The 26,546-nt window shown below is 68.2% G+C and carries 19 protein-coding genes; 3 read left to right on the top strand and 16 right to left on the bottom strand.

Annotated features, from left to right (window positions below; genetic code table 11):
• Positions 1–15: 15 nt before the first annotated feature.
• From tssI to tssJ, 15 genes are all read right to left on the bottom strand, one after another.
• Positions 16–2,220 (bottom strand): type VI secretion system tip protein VgrG, encoded by a 2,205-nt coding sequence (gene tssI, locus HWX09_RS00720; protein ID WP_027780692.1) that lies wholly within the window; start codon positions 2,218–2,220, stop codon positions 16–18.
• A complete protein-coding gene (tssH, locus tag HWX09_RS00715; protein WP_027780691.1) occupies positions 2,217–4,883 on the bottom strand; it encodes a type VI secretion system ATPase TssH in 2,667 nt (888 codons plus the stop codon). The genes tssI and tssH overlap by 4 nt, the downstream gene beginning before the upstream one ends.
• Before the next feature lie 12 nt (positions 4,884–4,895).
• On the bottom strand, positions 4,896–6,002 hold the full coding sequence (gene tssG / locus HWX09_RS00710) for a type VI secretion system baseplate subunit TssG (RefSeq protein ID WP_034185380.1): 1,107 nt from the start codon (positions 6,000–6,002) through the stop codon (positions 4,896–4,898).
• Positions 5,999–7,870, bottom strand: a complete 1,872-nt coding sequence (gene tssF, locus HWX09_RS00705; RefSeq protein ID WP_027783060.1) for a type VI secretion system baseplate subunit TssF — start codon at positions 7,868–7,870, stop codon at positions 5,999–6,001. Before tssF ends, tssG begins: the two co-directional genes overlap by 4 nt.
• 4 nt (positions 7,871–7,874) lie before the next feature.
• Entirely contained in the window at positions 7,875–8,423 is a 549-nt protein-coding gene (gene tssE, locus HWX09_RS00700; RefSeq protein WP_034185290.1) for a type VI secretion system baseplate subunit TssE, read from the bottom strand.
• A 16-nt stretch (positions 8,424–8,439) separates the two neighbouring features.
• On the bottom strand, positions 8,440–8,931 hold the full coding sequence (locus HWX09_RS00695; RefSeq protein ID WP_027783058.1) for a type VI secretion system tube protein Hcp: 492 nt from the start codon (positions 8,929–8,931) through the stop codon (positions 8,440–8,442).
• A 47-nt stretch (positions 8,932–8,978) separates the two neighbouring features.
• Positions 8,979–10,487: a type VI secretion system contractile sheath large subunit gene (gene tssC / locus HWX09_RS00690; protein WP_027783057.1), complete on the bottom strand. Its 1,509-nt coding sequence runs from the start codon at positions 10,485–10,487 to the stop codon at positions 8,979–8,981.
• Positions 10,480–11,034, bottom strand: coding sequence for a type VI secretion system contractile sheath small subunit (gene tssB, locus HWX09_RS00685; protein ID WP_034185379.1), 555 nt, complete (start codon positions 11,032–11,034; stop codon positions 10,480–10,482). Before tssB ends, tssC begins: the two co-directional genes overlap by 8 nt.
• An 82-nt stretch (positions 11,035–11,116) precedes the next feature.
• Positions 11,117–12,247: a type VI secretion system protein TssA gene (gene tssA, locus HWX09_RS00680; protein ID WP_080681258.1), complete on the bottom strand. Its 1,131-nt coding sequence runs from the start codon at positions 12,245–12,247 to the stop codon at positions 11,117–11,119.
• On the bottom strand, positions 12,234–14,285 hold the full coding sequence (locus tag HWX09_RS00675) for a serine/threonine-protein kinase (protein ID WP_027783055.1): 2,052 nt from the start codon (positions 14,283–14,285) through the stop codon (positions 12,234–12,236). Before HWX09_RS00675 ends, tssA begins: the two co-directional genes overlap by 14 nt.
• Positions 14,286–14,345: 60 nt before the next feature.
• Positions 14,346–15,041: a type VI secretion system-associated protein TagF gene (tagF, locus tag HWX09_RS00670; RefSeq protein ID WP_051421349.1), complete on the bottom strand. Its 696-nt coding sequence runs from the start codon at positions 15,039–15,041 to the stop codon at positions 14,346–14,348.
• On the bottom strand, positions 15,023–18,649 hold the full coding sequence (gene tssM / locus HWX09_RS00665; RefSeq protein WP_027783053.1) for a type VI secretion system membrane subunit TssM: 3,627 nt from the start codon (positions 18,647–18,649) through the stop codon (positions 15,023–15,025). Before tssM ends, tagF begins: the two co-directional genes overlap by 19 nt.
• Before the next feature lies 1 nt (position 18,650).
• The gene (locus tag HWX09_RS00660; protein WP_027783052.1) at positions 18,651–19,976 is read right to left on the bottom strand and encodes a DotU family type VI secretion system protein; all 1,326 of its coding nucleotides are present in this window, start codon (positions 19,974–19,976) and stop codon (positions 18,651–18,653) included.
• A gap of 14 nt (positions 19,977–19,990) precedes the next feature.
• The gene (gene tssK, locus HWX09_RS00655; protein WP_027783051.1) at positions 19,991–21,403 is read right to left on the bottom strand and encodes a type VI secretion system baseplate subunit TssK; all 1,413 of its coding nucleotides are present in this window, start codon (positions 21,401–21,403) and stop codon (positions 19,991–19,993) included.
• Positions 21,400–21,915 (bottom strand): type VI secretion system lipoprotein TssJ, encoded by a 516-nt coding sequence (tssJ, locus tag HWX09_RS00650; RefSeq protein ID WP_027783050.1) that lies wholly within the window; start codon positions 21,913–21,915, stop codon positions 21,400–21,402. The genes tssK and tssJ overlap by 4 nt, the downstream gene beginning before the upstream one ends.
• Positions 21,916–22,543: 628 nt before the next feature.
• On the opposite strand from tssJ, the gene HWX09_RS00645 reads away from it, so the two are divergent.
• Together HWX09_RS00645 and tagH are read left to right on the top strand one after the other, a co-directional pair.
• Positions 22,544–22,927 (top strand): TssQ family T6SS-associated lipoprotein, encoded by a 384-nt coding sequence (locus tag HWX09_RS00645; RefSeq protein ID WP_027783049.1) that lies wholly within the window; start codon positions 22,544–22,546, stop codon positions 22,925–22,927.
• Between the two features lie 48 nt (positions 22,928–22,975).
• On the top strand, positions 22,976–24,430 hold the full coding sequence (tagH, locus tag HWX09_RS00640) for a type VI secretion system-associated FHA domain protein TagH (RefSeq protein WP_027783048.1): 1,455 nt from the start codon (positions 22,976–22,978) through the stop codon (positions 24,428–24,430).
• Between the two features lie 44 nt (positions 24,431–24,474).
• Here tagH and HWX09_RS00635 read toward each other — a convergent pair whose 3' ends face one another.
• Positions 24,475–25,023, bottom strand: coding sequence for a DUF4430 domain-containing protein (locus HWX09_RS00635; protein ID WP_155257323.1), 549 nt, complete (start codon positions 25,021–25,023; stop codon positions 24,475–24,477).
• Between the two features lie 399 nt (positions 25,024–25,422).
• On the opposite strand from HWX09_RS00635, the gene HWX09_RS00630 reads away from it, so the two are divergent.
• Positions 25,423–26,472, top strand: coding sequence for a hypothetical protein (locus tag HWX09_RS00630; RefSeq protein ID WP_027783046.1), 1,050 nt, complete (start codon positions 25,423–25,425; stop codon positions 26,470–26,472).
• Positions 26,473–26,546 lie beyond the last annotated feature (74 nt).

Here is a 26,546-nt window from a genome sequence, read left to right as displayed (position 1 = left end):
TCGTGCGGACCTCCGTCACGGGTTCAGTTTCAGGACGGCGCCTTCGACCGTGTGCTCGGCGGTCGCCGACGACGTCACCGTCTTGCCGTTCACGCTGTGGGTGTTCGTGCCGGTCGATGCGACGTTGACGCCCTGGATCGTGATCGTGCCGTCGCTCTTCATCACGATGCTGGACATCCCGCAGACGAGAGAAAGCTGATCGCCGGCATTGACGAGCACCTGATGCTGTACGCTCGTCGTGTGGTTCGCGCCGACGTTGACGGTGTGTTCGCCGCCGACCGTGTGCGTATGCGCGTTCGCGATCGTCGACGTACGCGTGCCGATCTCTTCGGTATGCGCCGACGCAACCAGCGTCTTCATGTCTTGCGACGTCGTCTGATACATCTGTCCGACGTTCAGCGTCTTGCCTTCACCGATCGTTTCGGTCTTGGCTTTCGCAACCGTCTCGGTGTGTATTCCACCAATGGTCGCGTCGCGATTCGCGGCGACCGTCACGGTTTCGTTCTTCCCGACCGTTCGCGTTCGATTCCCTCCTACCCCATGCGTCTCATCCGCCCCAATCTGCGCGACCCGATTCTTCCCGATATTCACCGTCTCGTTCTGCCCCACACTCCGTTGCCGGTTGTTCTTCACCTGCATCGTTTCATCGTTCCCGACCGTATGCGTATGGTTGTTCCCGACAGAAAGCGAATGATCGGCCTCCGTCTCCGCATCGAAATTCCGTTCCGCATGCATCCACAGCTGTTCCGCGCCCTTCTTGTCTTCGAACCGGAACGCATTCGCATGCTCGGTCGTCCCACCCGGCGATGACCGCGACAGCAACCCGCTCTGCGTCGCGCTCCCCGGCAGCCCCCACGGCGGCATCTTCTCGCCGTTATAAACACGGCCCGTCACGATCGGCTCATCTGGATCTCCGTTCAGAAAATCGACCACGACCTCGTCGCCCACCCGCGGAATCTGCACGCCCCCGAACCCACCGCCGGCCCAAGGACTCGACACCCGCACCCAGCACGACGAATCCTGATTGCTCTGCCCGTACCTGTCCCAACGAAACTGCAGCTTCACGCGCCCGTACTGATCGGTCCAGATTTCCTCACCCGGCGGCCCGACGACGGTCGCCGTCTGCGGCCCGTTGGTCCGCGGCCGCGGCGTGTCGCGCGGCGACCGATACGGCAAACTCGACGGCTGCACGAGCATCATCGTCTGATGTACGACGGCCTCCGCGCCCTGATCGCTCGCATAAGCGTTCTCCTGAAACCGGTACTGACACCGCACGACCAGGTACTCGCGGTTCTGGTCGGCGCGCGGGCAATGCTCCAGCGTGAACAGATACCCGGGCGCCACGCCACGCACATCGGTATCGGCATTCGCCCGCTCATGTTCGGCCTGCTGTTCCTCGAGCCTCACGCGGCTGTAATGCGCACCCGGCGCATCGTCGCGATAGCCGCCCGGCCATTCGAACGACGCGAAGCTATCGTGATCGTGACCGCGCGGATCGACCTTCTGCGACGAAAGATCGGCACGCGGCTTCGTATAGTCGTAGTCGGTGGTCTGATGCTTGCCGACGCTCACCTCCTGCGCGGGCAGCCAGCCGTCGATATGTTCCTCGTCGGCGATCGCGGTGCGGTCGCGCGGGATATACGGAATCGTCTCGTAGCCGGGCAGCGCGACATGCGACGACATCGCATCGCACAGCACGAGCGTGTGATTGTCTGTCGCGTGCCGAAAATAAAAATAGATCCCCTCGAATTCCATCAGCCGCGATACGAACGCGGCATCGGTTTCGTTGTACTGCACGCAGTACTGACGCGGCACATACGATTCGGTTAACTTGTTCTCGATCGGAAATCCATACGTCGACAGCACTTCCTGCACGATCTCCGGCACGGTCTTGTTCTGGAAGATCCGGCAGTCGGAGCGGCGCGTTGCGAGCCACAGCCATGGGCGTACGATCAACTCATAGCCGTAATGCCGCTCGGCGCGCCGGCCGGCGAGCGACGCGCGCGCGACGATGCCGTTCAGGTAGCGCGTCGACAGGTCCTGCTGTTCGATCCGGACCGTCACGGGTTTGCCGAGCATGTTCTTCAACGACAGGCTATGGCTGTCGGCCAGCGCCTCGATCCGGAATTCGAACAGCCGGCCGAGTTCCTCGCTGCCGTCGAGCGTATGGAATTTCAGATCGTCGCCGTGCGGGCTGTCGAGTGTGAAGACGCGATTCACGCCGTGGCCTCCTCGTCGAACCGGTAAGCGAATTCGCCATCGGTCGCGCTCACCTCGATCGATGCCAGCGTGCGTCCTTCGAGCGTGGCCTCGAGGATCGCGCGGCTGATGCGCGGCATCACGGTATGCGTGAGGATCGCATCGACCATGCGGCCGCCGGATTCGATCGTCCGGCAGCGCTCGACGATCAACGCGGTTGCCGCATCGGTGCAGCGCAACCGGATCCCGTGATGCGCGTCGATCCGCTTCTCGATCCGCCGCAGTTGCAGCGCGACGATCCGCGCGAGCGTCGCGTCGGTGAGCGGGTAATACGGCACGATGGTCAGCCGGCCGAGCAGCGCGGCCGGAAACACGTCGAGCAGCGGCGGGCGCAACGCATCGGCGAGCGTCTGCACGCCCGGCAGATGCTCGGGATCGCGGCAAAGCTGCATCACGCGATCCGCGCCGACGTTCGACGTCAGCAGGATCACGGTATGCCGGAAATCGATGTCGCGCCCCTCGCCGTCCTCCATCCAGCCCTTGTCGAACACCTGGAAGAAAATCTCGTGCACGTCCCGATGTGCCTTCTCGATCTCGTCGAGCAGCACGACGCTGTACGGCCGGCGGCGCACGGCTTCGGTCAGCACACCGCCCTGCCCGTAGCCGACATAGCCGGGCGGCGCACCTTTCAGCGTCGACACGGTATGCGCTTCCTGGAACTCGCTCATGTTGATCGTGATCGCGTTGTGCTCGCCGCCGTAGAGCGTGTCGGCGAGCGCGAGCGCGGTCTCGGTCTTGCCGACGCCGGACGGCCCGCACAGCAGGAACACGCCGTGCGGCTTGGTCGGATCGTCGAGCTTCGCGCGGGCGGTCTGGATCCGCTCGGCGATCAGTTCGACCGCATGCCGCTGGCCGATGACGCGTTCGCCGAGCGTATCGGCGAGCTTCAGCACGGCCTGGGTTTCGTCGCGCACCATCCGGCCGAGCGGAATGCCGGTCCAGTCGGCGACGACGGCCGCCACCGCGTGCGTATCGACGGCGGGCAACACCAGCGGCGCATCGCCCTGCAGGTCGGCCAGCGCCTGTTGCGCGGCAGCGAGACTGGCCTGCGCGGCGGCGCGCGCGTCCGCATCGAGCTCATGCGACGGATCGTCGTCGAGCAATGAAGCGCGCGCGCCGACGATCACCGTCAACGCGTCGCGTTCGGTTTGCCAGCGCGCATCGAGCCGGTCGAGTTCAGTCTGCGCGGTCGCAATGTCGGTATCGATCGCGCCGCGCCGGTCGGCATCGCCGGTGCCCAGCGCACACTCGCGTCCGATTCGCTCCTGTTCGACGCGCAGGCTGTCGATGCGGCGGCGCGCGTCCTCGATCGGCGCGGGCACCGCGTGCTGGCTGACGGCGACGCGCGCGCAGGCCGTATCGAGCAGGCTGATCGCCTTGTCCGGCAACTGGCGTGCCGGGATGTACCGGTGCGACAGCGTGACGGCGGCCTGCAGCGCGTCGTCGAGCACGAGCACGCGGTGATGAGCCTCGAGCTTCGCGGCGAGGCCGCGCAGCATGGTCAGCGCGGCGGCTTCTTCCGGCTCGTGCACGTGGACGAGCTGAAAGCGCCGCGTCAGCGCCGGATCCTTCTCGATGTACTGCTTGTACTCGGACCACGTGGTCGCGCCGATCGTGCGCAGCAGGCCGCGCGCGAGCGCGGGCTTCAGCAGGTTCGCGGCGTCGCCGGTGCCGGCCGCCCCGCCGGCGCCGACCAGCGTATGCACTTCGTCGATGAACAGGATCGCCGGCCGCTCGGACGACATCGCTTCGTCGATCACGCCGCGCAGCCGGCTCTCGAACTCGCCTTTCACGCTCGCACCGGCCTGCAGCAGCCCGATGTCGAGCAGGTACAGCGCGACGTCGCGCAGCGAAGGCGGCACGTCGCCGGCGGCGATCCGCAGCGCGAAGCCTTCCGCGACGGCGGTCTTGCCGACGCCGGCCTCGCCGACCAGCAGCGGATTGTTCTGCCTGCGCCGCAGCAGGATGTCGACGATCTGGCGGATCTCGGCGTCGCGCCCGACGACGGGGTCGATCTCGCCGGCCCGCGCGCGGGCGGTCAAGTCGACGGCGAACCGCGCGAGCGCCGAACCGTCGGCGGCGGGCGTACCTCGCACGGCTGCGTCGCCGCCGGTGCCTGCCTGCGAACCCTGTGCCGCCGATTGCGTCTCGGGCGAGCCGTCGACGATCGATTCGAGTTCGTCGGCGAGCACGTCGGGCACGATGCGCTCGAATTCGCGCGTGATCGCCAACAGCACGTTGCGCAACTGCGGCGTCTTCAGGATCGCGAGCAGCAGCACGGCGCCGCGAATGCGTGTCGCGTCGTATTTCAGCGTCGCATAGACCCATGCGCGTTCGACCGCGTCGTCGATGTGCACGGACAGGTCGGACACCGATCCGGCGCCGCGCGGCAGCCGGTCGAGTGCCGCGACGAGCCCGCGCTCGATGGCCGCCGCATCGATGTCGAAGCGGCGCAGCACGCGCTGCAGGTCGCCGTCGGGCCGCTGCAGGATCTGCTTGAACCAGTGCGCGAGCTCGACGTACGGATTGCCGCGCAGCCGGCAGAATCCGGTCGCCTGCTCGAGCGTCTCGTAGAGGAACGGATTCAGTTTTCCGAACAGGTTGACGCGGCCGATATCGGACATGACGACTCCCGTTTAGGCGGTTTCGCGATGAAGGGGCGTGCCGCCGCGCCGCACGTCGTAGCGGACGACGAGGTCGCGCGCGGGCCCCGGTTCGAGCCGCTGCCCGAGCCAGGCGGTGCGGCCGATGCCCTGCGGCGCACCGAGCGCGATCGCCGGCACCGCATCGGCCGCCAGTTCCAGCTGCACGTCCCAGTCGAATTCGATGCCGACGTACTCGCGCACCCACTGCGCGAGCTGGCGCGCGTGCGGTCCGCCCGGCAGGAAGCGGCGGTACGCGTCGAGCGACAGCGGGCCGAGCACGATCCGGAAGCGCGACTGCGCGTCGCGCACCGCCACGCCGAGCGCGATGGCGCCGACGCGCAAGGTCGGCCGCGTCGCGCGGATCGTGCAGCGCTGCGAGCGCTCGATCGCGACCCATTGCGGCACGTGCTCGACGATGCGCGCATCGACGCCGAAATACCGGCGCACAATCTGCACGAGTCCTTCCGGGTTGCGCGTGTGCCGCACGAGATGGCCCGCGTGGCAATAAAGCGCATGCGGCGCGAGCGTGTCGGCGGGCGTGCGTTCCGCATCGGCCTGCGCGGCCGGCCTGTCGCCATGCGCCGCCCGCCCGACCAGGCTCGCGACATAGCCGTCGAACCGTGCGCGCTCGGGGCGATCGAGGCTCACCGTCGGCTGCGCGTCGGCCCATGCGCGGTAGAACAGCAGGATCAGCCGGTGATGGAACAGGTCGGCGAACGCGGCGAACGTCGGGTCGCCGTGCTGGGCAGCGCGCTCGTGCGCGTATTCGGTCAGGTGCGTCGGCAGCGGCCCGTTCGGGCCGAACAGCCCGAAACCGTGGATCGCGATGCGCGGCCGCGCGGCGCCGTCGTCGTCATGGATGCCGGCCAGCATCGACGCCGCGAATGCGAGCGACGGCTGCTGCCCGAGCCGCACGGGCTCGTCGCGCGGTCGCGTGCCATGGCCGAGCGGCGCGCGGCCGGGCGACAGCGCATCGAGCCAGCGCAGCGCCTGGAACAGGTCGTAGCCGTGCGGCGCGGCACGCAACCGCGCCCACCACGCGTCGTGGCGCGCGGTTTCGGCGGCGGGCCGAGTGCCGGGTGACGTGTCGCGTTTCATATCGCGGGCCGCCTGCCGATGCGCGCCGGCCAGCGCGCGAGCGTGCCGCGCTGCGCGCTGGTCAGCACGCATTCGGCGAATGCGTTGATCGACACGTGACGCGCGAAGAACTGTTCGAGCACCGCGCCGAGCAGGAACGGGCTGTCGCCGGAGAACGCGTGATCGTCGACGGTCACGTCGACCTGCACGCCACGCCCGAACATCAGTGGCCCGAGCGCCGGCAGGCGGCGGAACACGGGCGAGAACGCGACGCGCTGCAGGCCGTCGATCTGCCGGCGCATCGCCGCGTCGGCCGGGTCGGCATGCAGGCCGAGCAGTTCGCGCAGCGCATGCGCGCCCTCGTCGTCGTCGAGATCGGTCAGCGTGTGCCGCGCGAGCCCGAGGTGGCGGATCAGCCGCCACGCGGTTTGCGCGTCGGCGATCGGCGGGCGCGGCCGCGATGGGCCGCGGATCGCGACGATGCGCTCGACCGGAGCCGATACGCGCAGCGTGAACGTATTCGCGTCGCCGGGCGGCTGCAGCAGCACGAGGTCGCGATTCGTGCACAGCGTATCGGCGGACAGGTAGCGCATCGTCTCGTCGTACGGCGCGCACTGGCTGTCGACGAGCGACACGTAGGTCTCGCTGCCGACGTAGCCGGTGCGCGTGCCGTTCGCGCGCGCCTGCGCGGACACCAGCCGCGGCTCGCGCCGCACCGTGTAGTACGCGCCGTAGTTGCCGTCGTCGCCGGCGAACGATGCGTGAAACGGCCGGAATTCGCGCGACTGGCCGTCGTCGCGCTGCTCGCTCGCGAGCCGCTGCACCGCATAGACCTCGAAGTCGAGCGGCCGGCTGCGGTCGACGACGACATGATGCTCGCGTGCACCCGGCTGCAGCGGAATGCGGTCGGCGCGGCGCGCGAACAGGTTCACGGCCGGCGTGCAGTTCAGCGCGAGGTGGCGCGCGTCGACGGCCGCTTCGAGTGCCGCATCGTGGCGGTCGAACAGCACGGTCAGCTCGCACTCGTCGCCGGTCGAGCGTGCCAGCGCCGCGCGCAGCCCGCCGATGCTGAAGAACAGGAAGCGCGCCGGAAACGCGAAATACTCGCGCAGCAGCCGATAGCCGTGGAAGCTGCGGCCGTCGTCGGGCAGGATCGCCTGGGCCGGATCGAAACCCTCGTGGACGATCGCGTCGGCGTCGAGCGTGTGCAGCCAGCGCGGCGGCTGCCCCGGGTCGTGACACACGACGCCGAGCGTATGCGCGGCGAGCAGTTCGAGCAGATGCAGCGCGTCGCGTTCGGGGCCGGCGAGATGGAACGTCAGCCGGTCGAGCGGCAATTGCGAGAGTTTGGCGCCGCCGCGCGCCTTCAGCCGGATGCGCAGCGCGCCGCGCACGTCCTGCCGCGCCGCGACGGCGCCGCGCGGCAGCCACGACGGTGCGCCGGTAACGGCCGCATCGGTCAGTTCGAGCGGCCACAGCGTCAGGTCGTGCGCGGTACGGAACTCGCACGCGGTCTGCTCGGATGCGGCCGGCCGTGCGCGCAACGCGGTGCCGGCCGGCAGCCGCCAGCCTTGCGCCACGCTGCCTTCGTTCATCATCGGCGCGAACCGCACGATCGCCATCGACGGCAGCGGCGCGACATAGCCGGGATAGACGGCATCGAGCAGCGCCTGCGTGAAGCGCGGAAATTCGGCGTCCATCTTCAGCTGCACGCGCGCGGTGAGGAAGCTGAAGCCCTCGAGCAACCGTTCGACGTACGGGTCGGGCGGCCCCGATTCGTTGAGCCGCAGCCGCGCGGCGACCTTCGGGAACTGCTGCGCGAATTCGCCGCCGAGTTCGCGCAGGTACGCGAGTTCGCGGTTGTAGTAGTCGAGCAGGCGCGTATCCATCGCGTCAGGCCCCCGTCACGGCTTGAAGCGACATCGCGCCCGTCTCGAGATCGAGGTCGGAGCGCAGCACGAATTCGAGCGGATGCGGGATCGACCACAGCGTGCCGCGGATCTCGAACAGCAGCACGTTGTGGCGCCGTTCGCCGGCCCGGCCGCCGGGCGCGTCGATCACGCTGCGCACTTCGACGCTGGCGGGCACGATGCGCGGCTCGAAGCGGACGATCGCATCGCGGATCGACGCCTCGACCGACATCCGCTCGACGCCCGACATCGGCTTGCCGACCAGCGGCCGCATGCCGTAGTTGAGCACCGACGCCTGCGCGTGCGCGAACGCCGACCAGTCGACGAAGCCGTCCTCGGCGTTGCGCGTGTTGAGCAGCCACGCGAGATCGCGCAGCACGGCCGCGCGCAGGCGGTCGGTGCCGATCCACTGCGCGCCGTGCGCTTCCGTCGCGCGCTGCGGCGCGTCGTCGGTGAGCCGGTCGAGCAGCGCGGGCTGCAGCCGGTCGCGCAGGTTGCCCTCCCGGCCGTCGCGGGTTTGCGGGTCGTCCATGGTCGTCTCCGCGCCGTCACATCTCGCTGTTTTCCTTGATGTTCCAGCCGACCGTCACCTCGGCGCCCTTGCCGCCGTTGTCGTTCTGCTGCCAGTACTGCTTCTTCACCTTCGCGGCCTGAAAGCCGTAATGCATCATCAGCCGGTCGGCCGCGTCGCCCGGATCGACGCCCGCGACCTGCGCGGCCGTGACGAGCACTTCCTGCAGCGTCACGCGCATGAACTCGACCTGCGTGCCGCCCGTCTTGCACGCCGAGATCTCGACCGACGACAGGTGCTTGCCGTTCGCGCAGTTCTTGATGATCGCGGGCGCGCCCTTGTCCATGTACGCGGCGACGACGAGGTCGTTGAAGCTCGCCTTGCCCGCGTTGCCGCCGCTGCCGCTCGCCATCGCGCCCGGCTGGCTTGCGCCCCACGTGAACGACTGGATATCGGTCCAGCCCTTGTGCTGCGCGTCGGCCGATTCGCCGGTCACGCCGTCCACCTTCATAAACATTGCCACGCCCATTGCCGTCTCCGTTTCGGTGCGATGTCAGGTTGAATGCCGGTTGCCGCTCACTCGTTCGCCGCCTTCGCGGTCGGCAGCCGCGAGATGAGCCGCAGCGACACGGTGAGCCCTTCGAGCTGGTAGTGCGGTCTCAGGAAGAATTTCGACGTGTAGTAGCCGGGGTTGTCCTCCACCTCCTCGACGACCACCTGCGCGGCCGCGAGCGGCTTGCGCGCCTTGGTTTCCTGCGACGAGTTCACGGGGTCGCCGTCGACGTAGTTCATGATCCAGTCGTTCAGCCAGCGCTCCATGTCGTCGCGTTCGCGGAACGAGCCGATCTTGTCGCGCACGATGCACTTCAGGTAGTGCGCGAAGCGGCAGCATGCGAACAGGTACGGCAGGCGGCCGGACAACCGCGCGTTCGCGGTCGCGTCGGGGTCGTGATACTCGGCCGGCTGGTACAGCGACTGCGCGCCGATGAATGCCGCGAAATCCGAGTTCTTCCGGTGCACGAACGGCATGAAGCCGTTCTTCGCGAGCTCGGCCTCGCGGCGGTCGCTGATCGCGATCTCGGTCGGGCATTTCTGGTCGACGCCGCCGTCGTCGGTCGGGAACGTGTGGCTCGGCAGCCCTTCGACCGCCCCGCCCGATTCGACGCCGCGGATCGACGAACACCAGCCGTACTGCTTGAACGAACGGTTGATGTTCGCGGCCATCGCATAGGCCGAATTCGCCCACGTATAGCGGTCGTGGTTCGCGGCGTCGGTGTCTTCCTCGAAGTCGAATTCGTCGACCGGGTTGGTGCGCGCGCCGTACGGCAGCCGGGCCAGAAAGCGCGGCATCGCGAGGCCGACGTAGCGCGAATCCTCCGACTGCCGCAGGCTGCGCCACGCCGCGTATTCGGTGTTCTGGAAGATCTTCGTCAGGTCGCGCGGGTTCGACAGCTCCTGCCACGAATCCATCTGCATCAGCTCCGGCGACGCGCCGGCGATGAACGGCGCGTGCGCGGCCGCCGCGATCTTCGACAGTTCGCCGAGCATCTCGACGTCGGGCGGGCTGTGGTTGAAGTGAAAATCGCCGACGAGGCAGCCGAACGGCTCGCCGCCGAACTGCCCGTATTCCTCCTCGTAGATCTTGCGGAACAGCGGACTCTGGTCCCACGCGACGCCCTTGTAGCGCTTCAGCATCCGCGCGACCTCGTTGCGCGACGCCGGCAGCGCCTTGATCTTCAGCAACTCGTCGGTCTCGGTGTGCGTGACCAGGTAATGCAGGCCGCGCCACGCGCCTTCGAGCGTCTGGAATTCGTCGTGATGCAGGATCTGGTTGATCTGTTCGGACAACTTCCGGTCGATCTCCGCGATGATCTGCTTGACGCTGCCATACGCGTCGGTCGTCATCCCGACCGTATGCTCGAGCGCCTGCTGCGCGAGTGTGCGCACTGCCCGCTCGACCGACTCGCGCGCCTCGGCGGTCTTCGGCTTGAATTCCTTCTGCAGCAGCGCGGCGAACGCGTCGTGCGCGATCTCGGGCTGCGCGGCGGCGCGCGCATCGGCGCGGGATTGGGCGGGGTCATTCATCGCGGGCCTCCGGTTGGGTCACGTTGCCGCCCTGTGCGGGCTCGCGCGGTTCGCGCACGAGCGTCTTCAGCAGGTCGGGATCGTTGATCGCGCGCTCGATCAGCTGTTCGGCGCCGTGTTTGCCGTCCATGTACGACAGCAGGTTCGACAGCTCGGTGCGCGCCTCCAGCAGCCGACGCAGCGCGTCGACATTGCGCGCGATCGCGGCCGGCGAGAAATCGTCGATCTGCTCGAACGTCATGTCGACGTTGAGCATCCCTTCGCCGGTCAGCGTATTCGGCACCTGGAACGCGACGCGCGGCGCGACCGACTTCATCCGCTCGTCGAAGTTGTCGACGTCGATCTCGAGAAACTTGCGCTCGGGCAGGTCCGGCAGCGGCTCGGCCCGCTTGCCCGCCAGGTCCGAGATCACGCCCATCACGAACGGCAACTGCACCTTGCGCTCGGCGCCGTAGGTCTCGACGTCGTACTCGATCTGCACGCGCGGCGCCCGATTGCGCGCGATGAACTTCTGTCCGCTGCCAGCCGCCTTGGTTCTGTCCGTCATCGTCCACTCCTTCACATCGATCAGATTGCGCTGTACGTCGTCGCCGCCCGCGTGGCGGCCCCTTTCGTTCGCTTCGTTCGCTTCATTCGCTCCGCTCGCCGCTCAACAGGTCCAGCTTCGGCAGGCTCTCCGGAGCGAGATCTCGGATGATTTCGTAGAAGTCGAGCGCGAGCAGCCGCTGCGCGCGCCGCAGCAGCAGCGGCGCCGGATGGCTCGGCTCGTGCAGCTCGAAATAGCGGCACATCTTGTCGAGGCCGATTCGCACGTCGTCGCGGCTCGTGACCTCGGCGTCGCGCCATGCATGGACGTTCGGCATGGCCGCCGGCGCGGCGGGTGCGGCGCCGGCCTGCGACGCGTCGCCGGACGACGCCTGTTGCGCGGGCACCGTGCCGCCCGGTGCGCCCGGTTGCGGCTCGGGCAGCGGCACGTCGCGCACGATCCGCTGCAACGCCTTCTCCGCATCGCCGGCATCGGGCGCCCATTCGCGGCCGAGCCGGTCCGTCACGCACGCACGGATCGCGTCCAGCGCGTGCAACGCGGCGCGCGCTGCGTCGAGCGGCGTCGTGCCGTCGTCTCGCATGGCCGACAGCGCGGCGATCAGGCTTTCGCGGCTGCCCGTCACGGGGTCGCCGGTTTCGCCGCGGCCATCGAGCAGCCGTTCGGCATCGCGCACGCTCGGGCCACCGTCGAACAGCGGCTGGCGCCGCGCCGCGCGTGCGCAGTCGTGCGCGCCGGCCACGTCGGCGAGCGCGTTCATCCGCGGCGTGGGGTCCGGTTCGCCGTCCGCGTCGAGCCGCGGATGCAGGTCGTCCCACCGGCGATCGAGCAAGTTCGCGACGACCACGAGCGCGTCCGCATAGCCGGGAACGCCGTGCTGCTCGGTCCAGCTGCGCGCGAGCGTCGCGACGACGCGCAAGTCCTTCGTGCGCGTGGACAGCGCCAGCGCGAGCCGCTCGACCGCGCGCCAGTCGGGCGCCTCGGCCGGGATCACGGTGTCGCCGTACTGCTGCTCGGCGCGCGGCGTCGCGCGCTCCTGCAACTGCAGGAACTCGGCGTCGTATTCGAGGTTCGGGCCGCACGGCGCATCGGGCGCGAGATCCGCGAGCAGCAGGCCGATCAAGTCGGCACGCGGCGTCGCCGCCGGCACGCCGGGCGGCGACGCGGAAAGCGCGGCGGCGGCCAGCGCCGCCTGGCTGACGTCATTCGAATGCATAGTCGATATTGATCGGTTTGCTGCCGAAGTCGACCGCCAGGGTGCGACGCAACGGCGGCAGCGAGCCGTTGCGGATCTCGATCTGATAGACGCCCGGCGTCAACGACACCGAGCGCAGCGGCGGGCTCGCGCCGCGCCGCGCGCCGTTCACGTAGACGTCGCCCCATGGCCGCACGTTGAAACGCACCTGGACGGTTTCCTGCGTTTTTGGAGGACGTTGCTCGGCAGCCGGCACGTTGACGGCGGCGACGGCGGTCTCGGCCTCCGTCGGCGGCTTCGGTGCAGGGGCCGGCGTCATCGGTGGCGCGGCAGCGTCCGACGGCGGCACGTTGACGACGCGTTCCGACGCGTCGAGGCTGCCGGCGGGCGCGATGGTGGCGCTGGAACCGGCTTGCGACGGGGCCGGGTTCGTGACGGCGGTCGCGACCTGCGGTGCGGCGGCGGCCTCGACGGCAGGCGCGCTGGCCGGCGCGGCGGCCACGGGCGGCGGCGGAACCTGCGCCGACGATCCGGCCGGCAGGCTCGACGGCGGCACGACGGTCGGCGTCGGTCCGTGCTGGGCCAGCATGGCGTCCGGCGTGCTGGCGGGTGATGACGTGCCGGCCTGTGGCTGGCTCGCGGCGGGCGCGGCGTCGTCGGCGACGCGAGCGGGACGCGACAGATAGGTCGCGGCGAGGCCGACGGCGATCAGTGCGACGAGCGCGGCACCGGCGTAGACGGGGATGCGGCGGTTACGTGATGCGGCGGGTGCCGGGCCGCGTTGGGGGCCGGTCGGCGCGGATGCCCCGCCTGACGACGATGCCGATGCCGATGTCGATGCGGACGATGCGCCGGCCTCCGGCTTGCTGTCGGTCGCCTGCGGCGACGCAGCCGGCGAATCCGACGGTGTAGACACCTCGCCGGCACGCGCGGGCGGCGGCGGCCGCACGTCATGCGCCGTGTGACCCGAAGCCGTCGCGCCCGCGCCGATCGCCGCCGCAGCAGCCGACGCGGTACCGGACGCAGCAGAAGCCGCGCCCTTCTCTTCCCCGCCCCTGTCCGCATCGACGGCCGGCGGCACGACCGCCGCGCCATACCCTGCGCCCGCCCGGTCGAAGTCCCGCAACCCGAGCTCCGCCGCGAACGCCGCGACCGACTCCGGCCGATCCGGAATCCGCAACTGCAGCGCATGATCGACCGCCGCGAGGAATGCCGGGCTGTACACCTCGCCGGCCGGCAATTCGCGCGATACGAGCGGCCGGTACGTGTCCTTGATGCTGCGCACAACGGCCGCGGGCGGCAATTCCCCGGTGATCATCGCGTGCATCACCGCACCGAGCGCATAGAGATCCGTCCATGGCCCCTGGCTGAACGCGGGATCGTCGGTGTACTGCTCGATCGGCGCGTAGCCGGGCTTGATCATCATCGCGCCGTCGTCGACGAGATCGCCGATCCGTTTGCGCGCCGCGCCGAAATCGAGCAGGATCGCGCTGCCGTTCGGGCGGATCAGCACGTTGTCGAGCGCGACGTCGCGATGGAAGCATTGCGCGCGATGCAGCGTGTCGAGCGCGCCCAGCAGCGCGGCGACGATGTTGCGCAACTGCGTCTCGCTGATCCGCATGCCGCCGTCGAGCAGTTGCTTGAGCGTGCGCCCTTCGTAGAACGGCATCACCATGTACGCGGTGCCGTGGCTTTCCCAGAAATGCAGGACCTTGACGAGCCCCGGATGATCGAATTGCGCGAGCAGGCGCGCCTCGTTGAGGAACGCGCCGCGTCCCGCGTCGAACGCCTGCGCGAACCGCTCGGACCGCAGCGACACGGTGTAGTCGCCGCCGCGCGTCGCGAGCATCGACGGCATGTACTCCTTGATCGCGACCGCGCGCCGCAACGTGCGGTCGAACGCGCGATAGACGATCCCGAAACCGCCGATTCCCAGCACCTCGTCGAGCTGCAGTTCGCCCAGGCGATGGCCGAGCGGCAGCGGCCGCACCGCGAATTCGGATGCGTCGCCGCGGGTCGCCGTGTCGTACTCGTTGTCTCTCGATCCAGGGTCCTTCATGTCCACCTCTCGAAACCGCATCCCGTCTGTCCGCCGCGCCCGCCGACCGTCAGCCGGTGGCTAGCCGCCGCCGAACAGCGTCAGGAACAGCGCGTTGTCGGGCGTGCCCGTATGGGCATGCGTGCGCAGCGGCGATCCGTCGGCGCGGTTGGTCCACCAGAAGCTGGTGCCGCCGTGTGGATCGAAATAACCGGACAGCCCCGGCCACGCGGCGAGCGCCGGCCGTTCCGGCAACGTCGCAGGCGCCGCATCGATGATTTCCGCGCGCCTGCCGCTGCCGGGCGCGAGCCGCACGCGTTCGAGCGTCCGCTCGAGATCGCCCGGCGCGCGCGCGTGGCGGATCGCGTCGAGCAGCGCATGGCCGACCTGCCAGTAGAACGCATCGGCGGCGTCCGGCAGCCCGTTCCAGTAATCGGCCGCGCGCATCGGCAGCGTGACGATCACCGGGTAGTAGCGTCCCACGCGGTCGCAGCTCGGCGCGAGGCAGCCCGGCTGCACGCACGACGCGCCGGCGCCCGCCGGGATCAGGAAATTCCAGACCGGCGCGACCGTGTAGTAGCGCTCGATCTCGTCCGCGCCGCGCTGGCGCATCGCGGCCATCCCTTGCTGGAGCCAGCGTTCCCACCAGAGCGCGAGCGCATGCGGCAGCCGGCTGTTCACGAAGTCGCCGGCGCCGGGAATTTTCCCGTACCAGGCCGGCGCGTCGCCGTCGGCGCGCGCGAGCGGCGATGTCGGGCTCATGGCTTCGGAGGGCATGTAAAGGACTCCATCTGGGGCAGCCGGAACGGGTTGCGGACACTGCCCGCATTCACCTGCAGCACGATCGGTTTGCCGTCGACCGTGAAGCGCGCAATCATCTGGTCGGAGCCGCGTCCGGCCGACACGGCCGCGCGGTCGAACAGCCGGTGCAGCGCCCACGGCCCGTCGGTCGAGAAACCGTCGGTCGCGCCGGCCTGCGCCGACACCTGCAGCCGCACCTGATTGCTGCCGCGCGGGCCCGGCCAGTCCACCGCGCTCTGCACGAGCGGGCCATGCGCGTAGCGGACGATCTGCCCGTCGACGTCCAGCACCATCTCGGTGATAGACGGGTCCATTTCGAGCGGCTGGATCTGCACCTTCAGCTGCGCGGTGCGCGCCCCGCCGCTGAAATAGGCGTCGCGGATCACCGCGGCCTTCTCGAACGACGCGAGCATCGCGGCCGCCGACGGATCGGCGTCCGCATTGCGATTCGCGAAACGCCACGGGTGCGACGTCGTATCGACGATCGACTGCAGGTTCTTCTGGAAGAAATCGTCCATCAGCCCGCCCGGCGCGAACATCTGCGCGAAGTCCGCCGGCGCGACGTCGCGCGACGAGCCGCGCGCGAACGGATAGCGGCCCGCGATCGCCTGCCGGCAGAAGTCGCCGACGTTCGCGCCGGCCCGCAGCGCGACGCTGCGCTGCTCGACGGTCGCGACGCTGCCGTTCGCGACGTTCGACAGGTCGTCGAGCACTTCGCGGAACGGCGTGGGCAGGCGGCCGGCCTGCGCGCGCAGCCGCGCGGGCGCGTCGGACGGCGGCGGCTGCGCGCCGCTGCGCAGTGCGTCGTCGGTGGCCGTCAGGTAGGTATACAGCGCGTCGATCGACTTCAGCACCGCGTCGAACGCCTGGGCCTGGTCGCCGCTGCCCGGCGCGAACGCGCGCAACCCGGCAAAGTGGCTGTCGACCACCTGCTCGGGGCTCGCTGGCGCCGCCGCGGACGGGTTCGCTTCGCTGGCCTGGCCCGCGAAGATCTGCGACAGCGAACTGCGCGCCTCGTCGACCTTGTCCTGCGCACGCGATGCGAGATTGCGCGCCCCGCCGGGCGCATCGCCGAGCGCCGTGTCGCGCGCGAGCGCGACCATCAGCCGGGTGAGCGGCGAATCGGCCGACGACAGCGCGCGCGCGACCTGGATGCTCTGCGCGAGCGTCGCCGTGCGCTGCAGCTTGATGTCCGCGAGATAGTCGTCCCAGATCTTCAGGTAGTCGTTCAGGTAGAGCTGGCGGATGTCGCGCGCCCACGCGGCCGCGTCGTTCGGCCCGGGGATCTCGGACAGCCCGAGATTCAGCACCCACACTTCCTCGCGCCCGTACGCCTCGACCTCGCCGCCCAGGTGCGGCGCGAACACGTTGCGATAGCCGTTGCGCGTATAGAGGCCCGGCACGCCTTCCGCCAGCGGCTTGCCGCTCTGGCGGCGGAACACCAGCGACGCATCGGGGCCGACCGCACGCGCGACGCTGAAGTCGAACGCCGACGTCGCCGGCCGCAGTGTGCGCGTGAGCTGCCGGTACAGCCGCTGCGAGAACGGCACCTGCCGCAGCCGGTCGCGCACGTCGGCCACGAGCCGCTCGTTCATCGGATACGGCGACACCGCGACGCGGTTGCCGAACAGCGCGGCGAGATGCGCGCGCAACGCGGATCGTTCGGCCGGCGAGAAATCGGGCGGCAGCGAGCGTTCCATTTCCAGATCGACGACGGCCTGCACGAACGCCGGATCGTAGTGCGCGCTGTCGTACAGCATCAGGTACGCCTTCAGCGCCGCATACGCGTATTCGGTTTCGTCGGGCCGCGCGTCGCGCAGGGCGGCCTCCATCCGGCTCGCGGCGATCGGCAGCAGCACGTCGTCGAGCGCGCGCCGGTACACGGCGTCGACGGCCTCGTCGATCTTCTCGCCCTGGAACAGCCCCCACCGATACGCGAGCGGCGGATGCGACAGGTCGACGCCGCCCGCATTCGCGAGGCTGCCGAGCGCGTCGAGCACGGGCAGCAGCCGGGCGATGTCGGACGCGCCGGAGAACTTCGCGCCAGCGATCTGCGCATCGACGGCCGGCACGCGCGCGGCGATCTGGTCGAGATACGCGCGGTTGTTCGAATAACTGCGCAGCCACGCGACCAGCACGGCCACGCACACCAGCGCGAGCAGCACGTAGCCGGCGATCTGCAGTACGCGCCGCTTCTGATGCCAGCGCAGGTCGCTGCCGGCGAGCGCCGATTCGCGGAAGATGTGCTCCTGCAGCAGCGCCTTCAGGAAGAAGCTGCGCCCGGTCGAGCCGACCTGCGCGACCGGCGGCACGCCCTCGATCTTCAGGAAGCGCTTGATGCCGCTCATTACGCGATCGAACGCGGTGCCTTCCTGCGTGCCGCTCGTCAGGTAGATGCCGCGCAGCATCGGCATCGGCTCGAAGCTCGATACGGAAAACACTTCGGCGACGAACTGGCCGAGCATGTCCTGCAGGTCGGCGATCTGTTGCGGCAGCAGGTACGTCATCTCGCGCTGGCGCGCGTCGGTCTGCGCGGCGAGCAGTTCGGGCAGCCCGTCGTTCAGCCGCTGATGCAGCAGCCGGTATTCGCGGTCGAATGCCGCGCGCAGGTCGAATCCCGGCGCCTCGCTCTGCGCGAGCGGGAACGTGAAGCCCCACACCTGCGCGCATTCGGCGCGGCCGTAGGCGCCGAAATACTCGGCGAAGCCCGCGAGCAGATCGGCTTTCGTCACGAGCAGATACACGGGAAAACGGATGCCGAGCTGCGCGCGCAGTTCGAGCAGCCGCTTGCGCAGCACCATCGCGTGCTGCGTGCGTTCGGCTTCCGACGCGCCGAGCAGGTCGGCGACGCTGATCGTCAGCATCGCGCCGTTCAGCGGCTGGCGTGTGCGGTATTTCTTCAGCAGGTCGACGAAGCCCTTCCACTCGGCCTCGTCGAGCGCACGGTTGCCCTCGTGGGTCGTATAGCGGCCGGCCGTGTCGATCAGCACCGCGTCGTTCGTGAACCACCAGTCGCAATGGCGCGTGCCGCCCACGCCGCGAATCGCCGCGCGGCCGAACTGCTCGGCGAGCGGAAAGCTGAGCCCGGAATTCACGAGCGCGGTCGTCTTGCCCGACCCCGGCGCACCGATGAACACGTACCACGGCAACTGATACAGATACTGGCGCGACATCCGGTCGAACCAGCGCGGCAGGCCCTTGCGCACGGTGTCGGCCTGCCCGAAGCGAACTTTCTTCAGCAACGTCGCGGCTTCGTCGAAGCGGCTGCGCAACTCGTCGAGCTGCGCCTTCGCCGGATCGCCCGCGGTGGCCGGCCCCGGCGCGGCTTCGCGAAGCTGGTTCAGCAGTTGTGCGTTGAGGCGGCTGGCGCGCCAGCTTCGCCACGCGACCCGCGCGCCCCACGCGACGAACAGCACCGCGATCGTCAGCCCGCGCGCCCAGCCGCTTTCGAGCGGCCGGACCTCGGCGAACGCGAACAGCGGGCCCGCGAGCCACACGAAGCACGCGAGCACGACGAGACCGGCGAAGGTCCAGATCTCCCGAGACGGCAACGGCCGGACGAAACGCGCGACAGCCTGGTTCATGTCAGTTGGCCCCTTGCGTCGCGCCGACGGCGGCGCTGCCGGGCGCCGGCAGCAGCGTGATCTCGACGCGCCGGTTCAGCGCGCGGTTCGCGGGCGAATCGTTCGGCGCGACCGGATCGAGCGTGCCGCGCCCTTCCGCCGCGAGCCGCTCCGGATGGTCGAGCCGCGCGGCGATCATGCTGCGCACGGATTCCGCGCGTTCGCGCGACAAATCCCAGTTCGACGCGAAGCGCGCCGTATGCACCGGCGTGTCGTCGGTATAGCCGGTCACGCGCACGTTGCCCGGCACCTTGTTCAGCGCATCGGCGACCCGCGCGAGCACCGGCGCGTAGCGGTCGATCACCGACGTCGAGCCGGACTTGAACAGCCCGTCGCCGCGCAGCACGATCACGCTGCGATCGGCGGCGTCGCGCACCGACACGAGGCCGGCCGCGATTTCGGGTGCCAGGAACTTCGCGATGCGCGGCGCGGGCGCCGGGCGCGGCGGCGCCTGCGCGGGCTGCAGCTTCGGCACGTGCAGCGCGTCGATCGACGCGAACAGTCGATCCGAATGCCCGGCGAGCGCGATGCGCAGCCCGACGAACACGCCGAAGCCGATCAGCAGCGCGAGCGCGACGCACACCCACAGCGGCACGACGAAGCGGCGCGCGACGTCGCGCGTGACGACGTCGCGCCAGTGCGGCGACAGCGCGGGTTCGAATTCGCCGCGCACCGAGCGGATCGTCTGTGCGAGCTGCCGGCGCAACGCATCGAGCTGCGCGTGGCCGTTGTCGAGCACGCGATAGCGGCCCTCGAAGCCCAGCGCGAGACAGAAATACAGCAGCTCGAGCAGGTCGAGATGCTGGCGCGGCTGCTGCGACAGGCGTTCGAGCAGGTGGAAGAACTTCTCGCCGCCCCACGTCTCGTTGTGGAACGACACGAGCAGGCTGTGCGACGACCACACGCTGCCGCCCCACGGCGTCAGCGCGGCCGCCTCGTCGAGCGCCGTGCACAGGCAGTAGCGCGCACCGATGATCGCTTCGGACGGCACGCCGGCCTCCTGCGCGCGCGCCTCGAACTGCCGGATCTCGACGACGAGATGCTCGCGCAGCCATGCCGGATTCGGATGATGGACGGTCGAGCGGATCTGCGGCACCAGATTGAGCAGCGGGTTTGCGGCCGCGACGAGCGGGTTCGTGCCGCTCGCGGCCCAGCGGCCCGGCTGCGGCTGCATGGCCGTCGGCCCGGCCATCCCGGGCGCGCCGGATGCGGCCGGATGCATGCCGCCCGGATTCGGCGGCACGAATCCGCCGGCGCCGGCGGAGATCGAATCGGAGGAAGAATTCATCGCGATGCCCGCCCTCACCCGCGTATCGCCCAGAACTCCATCGAGAGCCCCGGGAATTCGCCTGCGAAATGAAATGCGAGACCGCCGGAGCGCGCCAGCTGCTTCCACAGGTCGCTACCCTTGTCGATCTCGAAGTACGTATGACCCGCGTGATACGGGATCTGCCGCGGTGCGACCGGCAACTGGCGCATCGTGATGCCCGGCAGCTGCAACTGCACGAGATCGCGGATCCGCTCGACCGGCCCGAGCTTCGCCTGAGCGGGAAAGCGGGTGCGCAGGCTGTCGGCCGGCACGTCCGCGCGCACCGCGAGCACGAAGCCGGCCGTGTCGCGCAGTGCTGGATCGGCGAGCGTCGCGACGCGGATGCCGTTGCCCGCATCGCGCAACTCGATCTGGATCGCATTCTGTTCGAGCACGGTCGACAACGACCGCCGCAGTTCCGTCATCAGTTCCGCGAAGCTCGTGCGCAGGTCGTCGTGGACGTAAACCGCCAGCGACTGCGGACGCCGGCCGGCCGCCGTGAACGTGCTCAGGTCGCACGCGAGCTTCAGCCAGTCGCAGAACAGTGTTTCCGGGTGCGTCGAAACATGCTGCTGCGTATGCCAGGTCAGCGCGAGATAGCGATTCACCAGCTGCAGCAGCAGGAAATCCGCGACTTCCGACACGCCGCCGCGCCCCGGCTCCGACAGCCGTTCCGCGAGCGCCTCGCTGCGCTGCGTGAGCAACCCGTGCAGCTCGCGCGCATAGGCCAGCAACACGGCATCGCGCTGCGCGACGAGCCGCGGCGGAATGTAGCCGTCGTCGACGAGCAGCCGCGCGTCGGTGCGCCGCTCGACGATCCGCGCGACGCCGAGCGCGTGCCAGTCGCCGGTCAGCTCGGCTTCGAGCATCAGCCGCACGTTCAGGCGCCCCGTCTGCAGCAGCGCGGGGCCGAGCGCGACCGCGTTCGCGTCGGCCACTTCGTATTCGCGCACGACGTAGCGCGCGACGTCCGCGTTGCCGTTTCCGGCATTTCCGACGATTGTGCCGTTCGCGGCGCCGGCGCCTGCGCCGAACGACACCTCCTCGCCGCCACCGCGCCACAGCGGCAGCGCGAGCACGACGAGCTGATCCTTCGCGTCGGCCGGCAGGTCGAGCGGTGCGGGGAGATCGTCGGGATGCGACAGGTCGAACGGCGTGCCGTCGCGCATCACGCCCGACGCGGTGCGCAGCGCGACCTTGCCGAACGCCAGTTGCTCGCGATCGATTTCCAGCGTGTCGAAGCCCCAGTAGAAGCCTTGCAGCGGCAGGCAGCGCAGCGCGACGTAGCGCTCCCAGTGCCGTTCGAGCTGCTGGAAATGCTGCGGCCGCAGAAACATGCCTTCGGTCCATACCACGCGCTGGCGCAGTGCCGCGACCGGCGTCGCGGACATCGTCGGTTCGGTCATGAGCGCCCCCGCGCGTCGTTCAGTGCGATGCCGCCGTTCCTGACCGAGATCGACAGCTTCAACTCGCCCGGAGACGTCTGCCAGAACTTGTAGAGATTGAGCTGCTTCGCGCGCGGCAGCGGCACCGTCAGCCGCCAGCGGTTCTTTTCGAGCACGCGGTATTCGGCGATCACGCCGATCGCGCCGGCCTCGACATTGCCGCGATAGTGCAGCGTGCGCGAGTCGCCCGGCCGCAGGATCACGCGGTCGGTGCCGAGCAGGTCGGCGCCGAGCACGTTCTCGGGCTTGTCCTGCAGCGAGAAGAAATCCGCGCTGTCGAACGCCGACGCGGCACGGAGCTGGAATACCTTCAGCACGATCGGCGATGGCTTGCGATTCATGTCAGGGTTGACGTCGGGCGCGACGTCCACCGTGATTGCATACGGCACCGCGGCGGCGTGCTCCGTCGCACCGCACCCCGGAAACAGCAGCACGCATCCCCATACGATGAAACTGCTCGACCGCCATTGCATATTCCACCCTCGCGACCCAATAGCCATTCGCCGGTTTTCGAGAACTGAACCGGATGATCGGATTAAAAAGGGACAATTAATCGACCGTAATTTCGTAACTTGCTTGTCCTTACATTAAAATTCGTGCGGCAAATTATTCTCGCAAAAAGCCGGGTCGGATCACCCAGGGTTTATGAAGGTTGATTTGGCGAAATGACAGGTAATTGAATTGGGATTGATCACTAAACTGAAAAAATTAACCCGACCGGTTCGCCATGGCGGCCCGGTTCTATTGCGTGGATACCTGTCGGATAGGCTCGGGGCACAAGCCGACCGCCCGCCGGGCAAGGAATGCTCGGCGACGCTGATGATGTGCCAGGCTATTCGCGCAGCCCGAACGGATGGCCCGTTTTTTCATGCATTGACGCGCGCTGGCCAAACAACAGACGAATCCGAAAAACACAGCGAACTATAGGTTCGTTTTTTTGGATTCACAAGGGCTGAAGTTCGTAGTGGATTTAGCATTCAAGTGAAATCGAATCGACCAATTGAAACAAAACGTAACAGCAACATCGACCCCGATGATTGGCACTAGAATCCAACAGCGCGTGTGTGCCCCTTCCAATTACGCAAATTATTTATTTCAATAATGAAAGGCCGTTCGTCGATCGTTCTTTTCCTCGGCGCGTTGTTGCTGGGGGCCGGGTGCAGCACGTCCCCGACTCAGTCGGCCGCGCGCGCGACGGTCGACAGCGCGCGCGCCGCATACGACACCGGCGACTACGGGCGCACGATCGCGCTCCTGAGCCGCGCGAAGGAGATCGACGGCGCCGACACCGACACGCAGGTCACTGCGCACAAGCTCCTCGCGTTCAGCTATTGCGTGACCAACCGCGTCGCGCCGTGCCGCGCCGAGTTCTCGAAGATTCTCGACCTCAACCCGCGCTTCGACTTGTCCCCCGCCGAGAAGGGGCATCCGATCTGGGGGCCTGCGTTCGAATTCGCGCGCCGCAGACATGCGTCGTCATCCTGAACGAACCGGTTTCCACGCGAGCGCTACATCCACCGAGCGACGTATGACATGCAACTGATCGTGATCGAACATGCCGGCGAGCCGGTCGAAAACGACTCTTACGACGCCGTCGTGTTTCATCCGCCCGGCGGCACCATCGGCCGGGCCAGCGACAACCATCTGGTGCTGCGCGACGACACGCGGCAGATTTCGCGGCTGCAGGCGCTGCTGCAAGTCGGCGACGACGCGTGCCTGCTGAAGAACCTGAGCAGCGTCTCGACGATCGAGGTGAACCGCGAGGCGGTCGGCTATGCGCAGGAGCGGCAGCTCAATACCGGCGACATCATCCGCATCGGGCCGTACGTGCTGCGGGCGGAACGCGACGATGGCGGCGACGCCTCGGTCATCGACATGGCGCCGGATACCGACGTGCACGTCGACAGGCGCCGCGCGCCGGAGGCTGCCGCACCGTTGCAACCAGCACCCTCGCCCCCGCCTTTGCGCGACGACGCGAAAGGCGCCGGCAATCGGCTATGGGGGCTGCTCCAGGATCGCCTCGCTCCGCGCGGCAAGCCGTCGGACGCCGGCACCCGGCCGGGCGGCCCGGCACGCGCGGCCCCGGCGCAGCCGACGAACCGCACCGTGCAGGCCGAACCACCCGTGCCGTCGCAACGCGACCTGAATCAGTTGTCGACCGATCCGCTCGACCTGTTCGCGCAGTCGTCGGGCGATCTCGGCGCATTGGGCGCGGCGCCGTCGGTCGATCGCGGCAATGCGGATCGCGACGTGCCGTCTTCGACGCAGGCCGACCACGCGCCCGAATGGACCCAGCACGTACGCGTGCAGCCGGCGGCCGCGCGCGCCGAAGCGCGGCCGGCCGACGAACCGGCGCAGCATGCCGTGCACGCGCCGGTGCCGCCGACGCCCGATGAACTGCTGAACGCGTTCTTCGAAGGCGCGGGGCTCGATACGGCCGCCGAATCGCATCAGTGGTCGGCCGAACAGCTGTACATCGCGGGCCAGTTGCTTGCGCTGTTCGCGAACGGCACGGTCGAGCTGCTGTCGTCGCGCAGCATCCTGAAGCGCGAGGTGAAGGCGCACATGACGATGCTGCTCGATCGCGAGAACAACCCGCTGAAGCTGCTGCCGGACGGCGGCGCCGTGCTGCGGCAGATGTTCGGCCTGCCGCTGCCGGGCTTCATGTCGCCGCAAAGCGCGGTCAGCGATGCGTTCCAGGATCTGCACGCGCACCAGATCGGCATGGTCGCCGGGATGCGTGCCGCGTTGATGGACCTGCTGACGCGTTTTTCGCCGCAACGGCTGCGCGAGCGCGACGATGCGATGCGCTGGTACGAGAAGCGCGTGCCCGCGCTGTACAAGGCGAGGATGTGGGATCGCTACGCGGCGACCCATCGCGATACGATGTTCGCGATCGAAGACGATTTCGCGTCGGTGTTCGGCAAGGCGTTCCTGGCGGCTTACGATGCGGAAGTCGAGAGTTATCGGGGGAGCGGCCGGCATTGAAGGGGCGGATGCCGGCCGCATCGCATGGGTCTGCGCGACGGACGTCAGACCAGCGGCGGATGAACGGCCTGTTTCAATCCGCTTGAGTAGTGCTTGTAGTCCCAGGCTACGCTATCGCCGGGTTGCAGTGTGTAGACCGCGCATGAGACGTCGGGCATCTGGCCGTTGACGAAATACACCCACCAGTATCCGTTGCCGCCCTGGTTCGCCTCTACTCCACCCAAGGCCGTCACGAACAGGCTCGCGCCTGAACCCTGCGATTGCGGGCTTAGAGCGGGCGATACGCCGTCGGCCGTAAGAAGATCGAATACGGTTGTAACGCCGGGGGCAATCGCGATGCCGTCGTTCGCTTGCCACGGCGGATTGTGAAACTCCGAACCCCAATCGACAAATTGATTAGCTACCGAGTTGGTCATGACGAGATCTCCGTATTGGTGGTCAATGTGCGAAACGCGCCCCTCTTTTGTGTTGTTTGTTGAAACTGCCAGGTTCTGACCTGGGTGTCGGAAAGTCATGTCGATCGCGTGCCGATCGCCCCCTTCAAACGGATCGAAAAATCGCAGGCGCAGCCAACCACGGGCCGACTGTTTCAATCAGGCGGCGCCTCGCGACGATTGTTGCAAGTTATGTTGGCGTGATCCCCGTTTCGGAGAGGCGGTGCGGCAACGCAGCGATAGTCATTTTTTTATTGCAGGCGCCTTTGCCTTCCGTGAAATCCCGATATTCGTATTGATCAGAGCATAGGCGATGGACCTGCGGCCTGCAATATCGCTCGCGTCGCAGGTCGCACTCCAAACGATGCGCGACTAAACGCACAGCGCGCCTCCGTCCCCCGGGCCGCTCACAACAGCTCGCCCCGAGCGTCCCTTCCTCCTGTGTTCTTCATCCCATGACGTCGGGCAGCGCTTTCGGCCCATCGGCCGTGCCTGCTTGTCGTTGACGCATGCCCGCTCGTGGGCCCTCTCCCTTTCACGAATCACTGGAGCCCGTTCATGGATATCGATTGTCACCGTATCGGCGGCACCCTGGGGATCGCCGCATGTTCGTTTGCCGCCGCACTTTCTTTCGCCGCGCAGGCGCAGGGGGCGACCGCCTGCTATGCCGTCGCCATGCGCGGAGGGCCGCTCTACGTAACGGCGGATGTGTTGCGCGAAGCCGCGCTCAACGTCGCGAACGCGCGAGTCACCACTGCCGGCAATCCGCCGTTGAGGACGGAAGCGCCCCCGCCCGACCCGAAACGTTGCGACGGGGCGAACGATCACCTTCCTGCGGCGGGTCCCGAGCGCGACAACTACTTCGGCAATGTCGTGAGCCCGTTGAAATTCCTGCGTCTCGCGGCCTATCAATGCGCGGGAGCGGGAGGCCGCAGTCAGTTCTTCTCGATGAACCAGGCCATTTACTATCGCCAGTGTGGAGGCGGGCAATACTCGAACTACATTCACTTCTGGGGACGAGCGAACGGGAACTCGAGCACGTGTTTCGCCAGCGACTACCCGACGATGTTTGCCAAGGCCACCGAAAAGAGGAAGCCGGCGGACCTGCTCAAGGCGATGAAGATGGTTTACTCGGGCGGCCTGAGCGGAACCGCCGCGAACGATCAGGCGCTCGGCAACGCGATGGCGGCGATCCTGATCGCCGAAAGCAATCGCGACTATCTCGTCAATCTCGAGAACTACATGCTGATGGACCTGGCCGACGTGAAGCAGGCCACGCCGGAGCAAATCATCGGGGGCCACTGCGTGCCGAATGCCTCGTCCTGCCAGAACCACAGCGAGTCGCAGAACGGCAAGCACCCGCTCGCGTGGGGCGGCGCGCAGGAAACCATGATGGTGAACGGCTGGGGCCAGAGGGCAGGCGCCAATAGCCCCTTCGGCATGACATTCGAAGGCAATCTGTCGGGCGAGTGGGCAGTCGCGAAAGAAAAGGTCAAAAGCGCGAAGGGCGACCAATGCGGCACGGTGCCGCCAGCCTACGGAAATCTGACTCCCGCCCAGCAGAGCGCAGTGCGAGGCGTCTTCGAGGGCATTCTGCCGACCCGCTGAAGTTCGCCGTCGGTCGACGCGCCAAAAAAAACGCCGCCGCCCCCATACGCGGAAGCGGCGGCCTCACTACGCTC

It is taken from the genome of Burkholderia sp. BCC1208 (assembly GCF_902833095.1).
Lineage (GTDB): Bacteria > Pseudomonadota > Gammaproteobacteria > Burkholderiales > Burkholderiaceae > Burkholderia.
Note: the sequence above shows the minus strand (reverse complement) of the source record. Positions and strands in the feature narration are given on the sequence as shown.

What these genes read in the sequence shown, in the direction of transcription:
- tssB (WP_034185379.1), bottom strand. Translation starts at nt 11,034, where the DNA reads ATGACGGACAGAACCAAGGCGGCTGGCAGCGGACAGAAGTTCATCGCG.
- tssM (WP_027783053.1), bottom strand. Translation starts at nt 18,649, where the DNA reads ATGAACCAGGCTGTCGCGCGTTTCGTCCGGCCGTTGCCGTCTCGGGAG.
- tssC (WP_027783057.1), bottom strand. Translation starts at nt 10,487, where the DNA reads ATGAATGACCCCGCCCAATCCCGCGCCGATGCGCGCGCCGCCGCGCAG.
- HWX09_RS00660 (WP_027783052.1), bottom strand. Translation starts at nt 19,976, where the DNA reads ATGAATTCTTCCTCCGATTCGATCTCCGCCGGCGCCGGCGGATTCGTG.
- tagH (WP_027783048.1), top strand. Translation starts at nt 22,976, where the DNA reads ATGCAACTGATCGTGATCGAACATGCCGGCGAGCCGGTCGAAAACGAC.
- tssE (WP_034185290.1), bottom strand. Translation starts at nt 8,423, where the DNA reads ATGGACGACCCGCAAACCCGCGACGGCCGGGAGGGCAACCTGCGCGAC.
- tssK (WP_027783051.1), bottom strand. Translation starts at nt 21,403, where the DNA reads ATGACCGAACCGACGATGTCCGCGACGCCGGTCGCGGCACTGCGCCAG.
- HWX09_RS00675 (WP_027783055.1), bottom strand. Translation starts at nt 14,285, where the DNA reads ATGAAGGACCCTGGATCGAGAGACAACGAGTACGACACGGCGACCCGC.
- HWX09_RS00630 (WP_027783046.1), top strand. Translation starts at nt 25,423, where the DNA reads ATGGATATCGATTGTCACCGTATCGGCGGCACCCTGGGGATCGCCGCA.
- tssG (WP_034185380.1), bottom strand. Translation starts at nt 6,002, where the DNA reads ATGAAACGCGACACGTCACCCGGCACTCGGCCCGCCGCCGAAACCGCG.
- tssA (WP_080681258.1), bottom strand. Translation starts at nt 12,247, where the DNA reads ATGCATTCGAATGACGTCAGCCAGGCGGCGCTGGCCGCCGCCGCGCTT.
- tagF (WP_051421349.1), bottom strand. Translation starts at nt 15,041, where the DNA reads ATGCCCTCCGAAGCCATGAGCCCGACATCGCCGCTCGCGCGCGCCGAC.
- HWX09_RS00695 (WP_027783058.1), bottom strand. Translation starts at nt 8,931, where the DNA reads ATGGGCGTGGCAATGTTTATGAAGGTGGACGGCGTGACCGGCGAATCG.
- HWX09_RS00645 (WP_027783049.1), top strand. Translation starts at nt 22,544, where the DNA reads ATGAAAGGCCGTTCGTCGATCGTTCTTTTCCTCGGCGCGTTGTTGCTG.
- tssF (WP_027783060.1), bottom strand. Translation starts at nt 7,870, where the DNA reads ATGGATACGCGCCTGCTCGACTACTACAACCGCGAACTCGCGTACCTG.
- tssJ (WP_027783050.1), bottom strand. Translation starts at nt 21,915, where the DNA reads ATGCAATGGCGGTCGAGCAGTTTCATCGTATGGGGATGCGTGCTGCTG.
- tssH (WP_027780691.1), bottom strand. Translation starts at nt 4,883, where the DNA reads ATGTCCGATATCGGCCGCGTCAACCTGTTCGGAAAACTGAATCCGTTC.